Source organism: Thiomicrorhabdus sediminis, from assembly GCF_005885815.1.
In the GTDB taxonomy this organism is placed as follows: Bacteria; Pseudomonadota; Gammaproteobacteria; order Thiomicrospirales; family Thiomicrospiraceae; genus Thiomicrorhabdus; species Thiomicrorhabdus sediminis.
Window position 1 is genome coordinate 2,365,001 of record NZ_CP040602.1, and the last position, 8,486, is coordinate 2,373,486.

Below are 8,486 nucleotides of genomic sequence, written 5' to 3' on the forward strand. Positions count from 1 at the left end.
CTAAGTGACAGATCAGTCCGCTTCAGCAAACTCACAGCCCATCGCCCGCAAGCTCGCTTGCAGCTCATCAATCGCTTCAAGCGCTAGTGAGACTTTTAACTGTACCGATTGACTATAAACGACATCATCAATAACCCCTTCCTGAAGCGCTAGCAGATGGCGGATCTGCTGCTCCTGGGAAAAGTCACAAATAATGGTCATTTGTACCAAATCTATCTGCTCTTTGACCGGCAAGACTTCCATGACCGCCTGTGCCGCCTGGCCATAGGCACGGGTTAAGCCTCCGGCTCCTAATTTGATACCGCCAAAATAACGCACCACGATAATCATAATATCGCCGACGCCTTTATGGTTGAGCACATTAAGAATCGGTTTTCCGGCGGTTCCGGAAGGCTCGCCGTCATCGCCCATACCGGCATTGGCGGCGCAACTCGGGTTGCCTAATAGATAAGCCCAACAGTGATGCCGTGCATCAGGATACTGCTGTTTTATCGATTCAAGCCATGCCATACCTTCGGCACGGTCAGCGATGGCTTTGGCATAAGCGATAAAACGGCTCTTTTTAATCTCAATTTCAGCGCTGGCTTGTTCAGCCGGTATCGGATAACTCATTCGCTTGCTTAATTTCCCTCAACCGGTACAGCCAATACTCCTAAAAAATCGAACAGGCCATCACCCAAAGGCTCGAATACCGCCATTTGCGCGACATCTAAACGGACATTGGTGATTTCGGCGATATTCGGACGATGCGTTACCATAATCAAGTTATCACCGCCTTGATAATCACTGATCAGGTTACGCACCTCTGCCATATTGGCCTTGGCCTGTTCAACCGGAATGGCGCGAATCAGCTTGAGAATAGGGTTAACTTGAAAAGTGCCAAAAGCCAATTCAGCCGTGTCTTTGGTACGGCAATAAGAACTGGAAAACACCTGGCCAACTTTAATCTCGTGTTTTGCGAAAGCCTGATTGATCGCTTGCGCCTGCTGTTTACCCAGCTCATCGAGGTTTTTTTCAGTAAAACAGCTCTCATCCTGTATAAAAGAATCGCCGATACTGCGATCGACATGCGCATGACGCATCAAGACAACCTTGCCACCGGCTTGCAATGCCTGCCAAAGCTCGGCATTGTCCGTATCTTGTGCCGACAGGCTCCAAGGCGAAAATAATATTAGCGCCGCGATAAACCAAGCTTTCATAACAATCTCCTTTAAAGGCCGCCTAGACGATTATTTACCAATACAGAAAGAGGTGAAAATATGGCCGAGCAAATCATCGGAAGTAAAACGTCCGGTAATTTCCGCAAGCGCTTCTTGAGCCATGCGCAAATCTTCAGCCAGCAGTTCGCCGGCAGCAAACTGCTCTAACTGTGCCTGGCCGTTTTCCACCCAGCTTAAGGCCATTTGCAACGCATCTAAATGGCGCTTGCGTGCCATAAAAACACCTTCTTCGGTCTGCTTATAACCCATTTCCGTTTTCAGATGGTCTTGCAGCAATTCTAACCCAAGCTGATGTTTGGCCGACAACCAAATCACCGTACGACCACTATCCTTTTCCTGCTCCACCATTGGCTGATGATTAATCAAATCGATTTTATTGCGCACCAAGGTCACCGGAATGTGATGCGGTAACTTATTGAGAATAATCTGATCTTCTTCGTGAATAGCTTCACCTGCTTGCAGCATGACCAACACACGATCAGCCGAATCCAATGCCTGCCAAGCTCTTTCAATACCAATTTGTTCGACTTGATCGGTGGCTTCACGCACCCCTGCGGTATCAAGAATATGTAACGGCATACCATCGATATTGATCTCTTCGCGAACAATATCGCGTGTGGTACCGGCAATATCGGTAACAATTGCGCTCTCTTTACCCGATAAAGCATTTAACAGGCTTGATTTACCGGCATTAGGACGGCCCAAAATGACTACCGACATGCCCTCACGCAATAAAGCCCCTTGTTTGGCCGAAGCAAAGACCTTGTGCAGACGCTCTAGAATATGTTGCAGTTGGCCGGCGACCTTGCCATCGGAGAGGAAATCAATCTCTTCTTCGGGAAAATCAATCGCGGCTTCCACATAAATGCGCAGCTGAATCAGCTCTTCAACCAGCGTATTCACTTCACGCGAAAACTCCCCCTGCAAAGAACGCAACGCAGATTTGGCCGCCTGTTCTGAAGACGCTTCGATCAAATCAGCGATCGCTTCGGCTTGAGCCAAATCGAGCTTGTCGTTCATAAACGCTTGTTTGGAGAATTCGCCGGGTTCGGCCAAACGCGCACCAAGCTCGACAACGCGTTGCAACAACCACTGCAGCACCACTGGCCCACCATGGCCTTGCAGCTCGAGAACATCCTCACCGGTAAAGGAGTTCGGATTGGGAAAATAAAGTGCGATACCTTGATCGAGAACCTCACCATCACTGCCAAAAAAAGGGCCGTAATGCGCATAACGCGGTTGTGGAGTCTTGCCTAATACCGCCTTGGCGATGGCAAGCGCTTTTTTTCCGGAAACACGGACAATACCAACCCCGCCTCGCCCTGCTGCTGTGGCTACGGCGGCAATCGTATCAATATTATCGAATTCCATACAGAGACTCTTTTTAGTTAGATAATCGGGCATAAATAAAAAACGCCCTTAAAGGGCGCTTTTTATCTTCCACACTGTTAGCGTGACCTTAATCCACTATATTATAAGTGGTAATCTTAAGATCAGAAACAATGCCTTTTTCTTGATAAAACGCCATCGTCTTATCCAGCTTCTTCTTCGATGTGAAAGTCATCTCTTCGGCTTCACCGCTAATAGTAAATGACAATACGTATAAAGGACGGCTTTTTACTTCAGCTTGCTCCTGAGTTGCCGCAACAACCGGTGCCGCACCTTCTTCCAAAGGCTGATAACCGTCTTTGGTTTTATAACAAATTGGCGTTGTACCATCGGCAACCAGATACTCTACCTTGCCGTACATTGGGTGGTCCGCACCCAATTTCTGATAACTTAAATGCATGCTAATTCCTTAGTTGTCTTCTTTTTCGATCTTTTTAGTGATGTACCACTGCTGAGAGACCGAAAGAATGTTGTTCACTACCCAGTAAAGTACCAGACCTGCCGGGAACCATAAGAAGAAGAAGGTGAAGATAAACGGCAGCATTTTCATGACTTTCTGCTGCATCTCGTCCATCATCGCCGACGGATTCAACTTCTGCTGGATATACATGGTAATACCCATGATTACCGGAAGAATGAAATATGGATCCTGTGCTGACAGGTCTTCAATCCACAGCATAAATGGCGCTTGACGCATTTCTACCGAGTACAACAATACCCAGTAAAGCGCGATAAATACCGGCATCTGGATCAAGATCGGCAAACAACCGCCCAATGGATTGATTTTCTCTTCCTTGTAGAGCTTCATCATCTTCTGCTGGAAGATCACCTTATCGTCACCGTAGTTCTCTTTAAGCTGCTGCAGCTTAGGCTGGAACTTACGCAAACGCGCCATCGAACGGTAACTGGTTTCCGATAACTTATAGAACACCAATTTGATCAGGATAGTCAGCAAGATAATCGCCACACCCCAGTTACCGACGACACTATGGATTTGATCCAACAACCAGAACAGAGGCTCGGACAAGAATGTCAAAACACCATAATCAATAGTTAGCTCAAGTCCATCGGCAATATCAGCCAATAGCTTCTGTGATTCAGGACCGATAAACAACTGAGAGTTCAAGCTGCCAGTTTGACCCGGTGCCACTTCAACCATCGGTTCAACCACACCTACGGCATAACGCCCTTCACCAAGCGGCTTGGCAAAATAGCTGTTTTGCGCGGCTTGATCAGGCACGATGGCTGTCAGGAAATACTGCTGGATCATTGCCGCCCAACCACCGGTCACATTACGACCGCTGATCGCTTGCGTGTTCAGATCGTCAAAGCTGTGCTTAACGTATTTTTCTTCGGCATTACCGTCATACAGAACCGGACCTGTATAGGTATACATCATCCAAGATTCATCAGGGTTATAACGGTTACGCACCAATTGCGAATAGAGACTACCTGTCCAAGGTTCCGCAGTGGTGTTTTCCACCTTATAGCTAACATCAATCAGATATTTACCTTTCGTAAAGGTATAGGTTTTGGTTACCTTAACGCCGTCTTGTTCCCAAGTCAGCGGAACCTCAAGCTTATCACCGGTCAGCTGATAGCTGGTTTGGGCGGTTTGGTAAACGCTTTTATGAGTTGGTGCAGGTAATTTGGCCTGTTTCTGTGTCGCAAGACCGTTCTGCGCCATATACACCAATGGGCCGTTATCAGACATCAAATGGAAGGGTTCGTCCGGATTATGACTGGCACCGAATTGCAATAGCTTGGCTTCACGAATATCGCCACCTTGGGTATCGATAATCAAATCCAAAGTGTCAGTGGTAACATGAATACGTTGACCCTGTGAAATGCCGTTTTGCAATACTGGAACAGAATCGTTCTCGACTGCGCCTGCATTGGCTCCCGGCACATCGGTGCCTGGTGCGGCAACTTGCGCATTATCGCTGGCAACCGGCACTTCCTGTGCTGTGCTGCTTGCCAAAGTCTGTTCAACTTTTTGTGCTGAAAAGGCTGTCCATTCAAGCCAAATCCAGGTTAGCGTAAAGGCTAAAGCTAACCACCACATTGATCTCATGTTCATTAGTTATTACCCTTTGAGTTTTGTGCGTCTCTTTTTTTTGAGGGGCGTGTTTTTAAATTACTTTTCTGAATTTTACGAATCAGGTGCAAAAAGCTGTCAAACAAGGTTTTATTGTCTATGTCTTGCATGCCTTTTCGACCCAAAACCACAATATCATACCCACTTAGCTCCTGCTTATGTGAGCGAAATGCTTCTCTGGCGATTCTTTTTACTCGATTTCTCCAGACAGCACGTTGCAACTGCTTTTTGGCAATCGCTAAACCTAATCTTGGATAGTCCTGTTCATTCGGACGAACGATCAGAGTCCAATTGCGATTAGCAAAACGTTCTGCATTGGCAAACACATGGGAATAAGAGTTTGGGGTTAACAAACGGTTCGACTTAGGAAAATCGTTTGACGCTTGTTGATAAGAGGAAGGAGTCTCTGGGTGAGCGACAGACTCTTGTTTAGAATTCATAACACTCCCCAGAATAATTTGTCTTTTGCTAATAGGCGTAAACCCATTAAGACTACACTGTTAAGCGCTTACGTCCTTTTGCACGACGAGCTGCTAAAACTTTACGACCATTTTTAGTCGCCATACGAGCACGGAAACCGTGTGTACGTGCACGCTTGATTACGCTTGGTTGAAATGTACGTTTCATGTCACTGTCCTTAAATTTCTATTCCGAATTCGGAAAAACGGGAATTATATAGAGTTATCAACAAGAAAACAATAAGCGGATTGAATTTAATAGTAATTATTCGCCAATTTTTTGGAGATTTAATGCATCAAGAAAAATGCAATATTTTTCAACTAGTTAGATTAAAGCGACCAGATAATCTTATCAGCACGAATTGTCATTCAACTTTATATAGTATTGACCAAAAATGTAATCACTACCTGTTGTGGTTAAAATCGCCACTAACTCTGAAGTTGCACAGCACCGTAAGCAACAACCATATATCTTGCCAGCTTACCAAAGCTCACCAGCACGATAAACCAGATGATTTTTACTTTCAAAGCACCGGCAACCACGGTAAGCGGGTCTCCGATAATCGGCACCCAGGCAAACAGTAAACTCCATAGTCCCCACTTTTGAAAACGCTGCTGCGCTTTCTCATAAGACGGTTCGGAAATACGCAAGACTCTATGGACAAGATAATCACCGCCATAAAAACCGATTACATAGTTCAGCAACGAACCTAATACATTACCGAGTGTGGCGATTAAAACCAGCTCGGCGACAGGAAAATCATTGGCAACCAGTGTCACCAGCAACGCTTCGGAACCGAACGGTAAAATGGTCGCCGCCAGAAAGGAGCCGATAAACAGCCCGGTAAAACCTAAATCAATAAACCACTGCATCAGTCGCTGAGCTGTTTAGTGTTCCGGCTATTCTGTTTAGCACGCTTTTGTTGATACATGGCCTGATCGGCATTATCGAAAGTCTTTTCCAAGCTGTCTTGATAGTGATGATTGGCAACACCGATAGACGCTTCAATATCGGCTTTGGCGAAAGCCTCTGACAATTTCTCGCCAATCGCCTCGGCGCCCTTTTGCGAGCACTCAATGGCAAGCATGGCGAACTCGTCGCCACCAATTCGAGCGACGACATCCTCTTCTCGCATAATTGTCTGAATGGCAAGTGCGGCTTTTTTGATATATTCATCACCTTTATTGTGCCCCTCGCGATCATTGACCTGCTTTAAATTATCCAAGTCGATAACAAACAGGCTGGCCGGCGATGCATAACGCTTTATGCGCGAGATCTCTTGTTCTAATCTTTTCTGCCAGCCCCGACGGTTCAACAAACCGGTTAAGGGATCTCGCGTCGACTCGTCCTGCAAGGCCTTTACCTGACGCTGCTGCTCAATGACGAGTAATTCGTTATCCAGTACCGTCGCCAGTAAACGTGCACACAACTGAACTATCGGCAGATGCTTTTCAATGTCTTTTTGCTGAGGTTCCGGGTCGATCGCGCATAAAGTTCCGAATAACTCACCGTTACTGAGATAAATCGGCACACCTATATAAGCACCAATTTTGATCTGATTGGCAATTTCCGAGTTTTTATAGACTTGCCACTGTTGCACATCATTCGCTACTTGCGGTCCAAACCCCTGAACCATCTGCGAACAAAACGAATCCTGCCAATGAAAGACGGTGCCGTCAGAGACTTGATACTTGTGCGCTTCAGCCTGCAAGACTACCCAATCATCGTTGGCTACACGGGTCATCATCCACAGCCCGAGACCGATCTCCTCGTATAAAAACCGAAGAACTTCGTGACTGGCTTCGGCAAAGTTTTCAAAGGGCGGCAAATTGATTGGATTGTCCACTTTCTATAGAACCTATTGCTTCGTTAATTATTGATTGAGCTCGGTAAAATCTTAATTCAACCCTATTATGAACGAATCTATGGTAAATACTTTCAAATTAGATGCTGCTAATATTAAAATGCCCTCACATGGCAATCATTAACCCATACAAATTGCCCGTCAATCTTCATTTTCAATGTAAACCATCCAAAGTAAAGCTCTATGGACATGATATTTGAAATTTCAGCCTATTTACTGACAGGAGCCGTAGCCGGTTTGGCTTCCGGTCTGCTTGGTATTGGCGGCGGCTTATTGATTGTCCCGGTACTGACCACCGTATTTGTTATGGCTTTGGATACACCGCATGCCGTTCATATGGCCATCGGCACCTCACTGGCAACCATTATCATCACCTCGTTTTCCTCGGCACGCGCACACCATAAACATAATGCAGTGCGTTGGGACGCCTTTCGCCTGCTAATTGGCGGCATTATGATCGGCGGCTTTATCGGTGGCTGGAGCTCGCAGTTTATCGCCTCAGGCGTACTGGCGAAAATTTTTGGTATTTTGGAAGTGTTGATCGCCATAAAAATGCTGACCAATATTAATCCTGCGGCTCACCGAACCTTGCCCGGACCCTTGGGTAACAGCCTGGCCGGCGGTGCAATCGGCGGCTTTTCCTCTCTGGTCGGCATTGGTGGCGGTACCTTAACGACACCTTATCTGCTTTGGCATAATATTTCCATGCACCAAGCCATTGCCACCTCTACCGCAGTGAGCGTCCCGGTGGCGATTGCCGGTACCACCGGCTATGTGTTTGCCGGCTTACATTTGACCAACCTGCCTGATTACTCGACCGGTTATATCTACTGGCCTGCATTAATCGGCATTGTCACTGCGAGTTATTTTATGGCACCGATTGGCGCCAAACTCGCTCATCAATTGCCTGTCAAAACCCTTAAGCGAATATTTGCGGTTTTTTTAATTATTCTTGCAATAAAAATGCTTTTTTTCACCAGGCTACACTAAACCGCAGAACATCACATATATTCAATAACTTAACCATTATAAAAGGCAAGTTATCCACACGTTTTACCCCCAGAGTTATCCACAGAAAAAATGCTTGTCATAAAGTTATTCACAGGTATACTGTCTGACAGAGAAAAATATTGCCAGTTTGAATGGTAATTTTGAGGATACAAAACAAAGCTTTAAGACACCGCTATAGGCTGATTCAGAGATCACTTTATCTATGAATTGGTAACAGGTTGCTCAAGCTTTTAATTTCAAACTTGTCTAGTGCAAAGATAGCCAGTGATTGATCCGGTTAAGCGACTTAACCAGGGTTATCTATTAGCATTGCGAATCCAATAGGATTGTAATAGCCGATAATAAAAGCATACAAAGACAATAACCAGAGTCAACTTGATTCGTTGAGAACTCCTCTCAATTCCCAGCTCTATTAAGCAGCCACTGCAGGCGACAAAATTCATGT

The 8,486-nt window shown here is 45.9% G+C and carries 11 protein-coding genes (1 of these 11 cut by a window edge); 2 read left to right on the forward strand and 9 right to left on the reverse strand.

Annotated elements, in window-relative coordinates:
* A protein-coding gene (locus tag FE785_RS10735) for a 5-carboxymethyl-2-hydroxymuconate Delta-isomerase (protein ID WP_138565729.1) crosses the window boundary here: on the forward strand, nt 1-4 show its final stretch. The gene continues 335 nt to the left of window position 1, outside the view; 4 of the gene's 339 nt are visible here — the last part of the coding sequence; its start codon lies beyond the left edge, outside the window; the stop codon is at nt 2-4.
* 8 nt (nt 5-12) lie between these two features.
* Here FE785_RS10735 and FE785_RS10740 read toward each other — a convergent pair whose 3' ends face one another.
* The 9 genes from FE785_RS10740 to FE785_RS10780 all read right to left on the reverse strand — a co-directional run bounded on the left by FE785_RS10740 (nt 13) and on the right by FE785_RS10780 (nt 7,012).
* Nucleotides 13-612, reverse strand: coding sequence for a YigZ family protein (locus FE785_RS10740; RefSeq protein ID WP_138565730.1), 600 nt, complete (start codon nt 610-612; stop codon nt 13-15).
* Between the two features lie 8 nt (nt 613-620).
* Complete coding sequence (locus tag FE785_RS10745) at nt 621-1,199, reverse strand: histidine phosphatase family protein (RefSeq protein WP_138565731.1); 579 nt, start codon at nt 1,197-1,199, stop codon at nt 621-623.
* A 30-nt stretch (nt 1,200-1,229) separates the two neighbouring features.
* On the reverse strand, nt 1,230-2,591 hold the full coding sequence (mnmE, locus tag FE785_RS10750; protein WP_138565732.1) for a tRNA uridine-5-carboxymethylaminomethyl(34) synthesis GTPase MnmE: 1,362 nt from the start codon (nt 2,589-2,591) through the stop codon (nt 1,230-1,232).
* Between the two features lie 88 nt (nt 2,592-2,679).
* A complete protein-coding gene (locus FE785_RS10755; RefSeq protein WP_138565733.1) occupies nt 2,680-3,009 on the reverse strand; it encodes a hypothetical protein in 330 nt (109 codons plus the stop codon).
* Nucleotides 3,010-3,018: 9 nt separating this feature from the next.
* A complete protein-coding gene (yidC, locus tag FE785_RS10760; RefSeq protein ID WP_138565734.1) occupies nt 3,019-4,689 on the reverse strand; it encodes a membrane protein insertase YidC in 1,671 nt (556 codons plus the stop codon).
* A complete protein-coding gene (gene rnpA / locus FE785_RS10765) occupies nt 4,689-5,147 on the reverse strand; it encodes a ribonuclease P protein component (protein WP_138565735.1) in 459 nt (152 codons plus the stop codon). Before rnpA ends, yidC begins: the two co-directional genes overlap by 1 nt.
* A gap of 52 nt (nt 5,148-5,199) precedes the next feature.
* On the reverse strand, nt 5,200-5,334 hold the full coding sequence (gene rpmH / locus FE785_RS10770; RefSeq protein WP_024852172.1) for a 50S ribosomal protein L34: 135 nt from the start codon (nt 5,332-5,334) through the stop codon (nt 5,200-5,202).
* Nucleotides 5,335-5,594: 260 nt separating this feature from the next.
* Complete coding sequence (locus FE785_RS10775) at nt 5,595-6,038, reverse strand: YqaA family protein (RefSeq protein WP_138565736.1); 444 nt, start codon at nt 6,036-6,038, stop codon at nt 5,595-5,597.
* Entirely contained in the window at nt 6,038-7,012 is a 975-nt protein-coding gene (locus FE785_RS10780; RefSeq protein ID WP_138565737.1) for a sensor domain-containing diguanylate cyclase, read from the reverse strand. Before FE785_RS10780 ends, FE785_RS10775 begins: the two co-directional genes overlap by 1 nt.
* Before the next feature lie 201 nt (nt 7,013-7,213).
* On the opposite strand from FE785_RS10780, the gene FE785_RS10785 reads away from it, so the two are divergent.
* Nucleotides 7,214-8,020: a sulfite exporter TauE/SafE family protein gene (locus FE785_RS10785; RefSeq protein ID WP_238696271.1), complete on the forward strand. Its 807-nt coding sequence runs from the start codon at nt 7,214-7,216 to the stop codon at nt 8,018-8,020.
* The last annotated feature ends 466 nt before the right edge of the window (nt 8,021-8,486 follow it).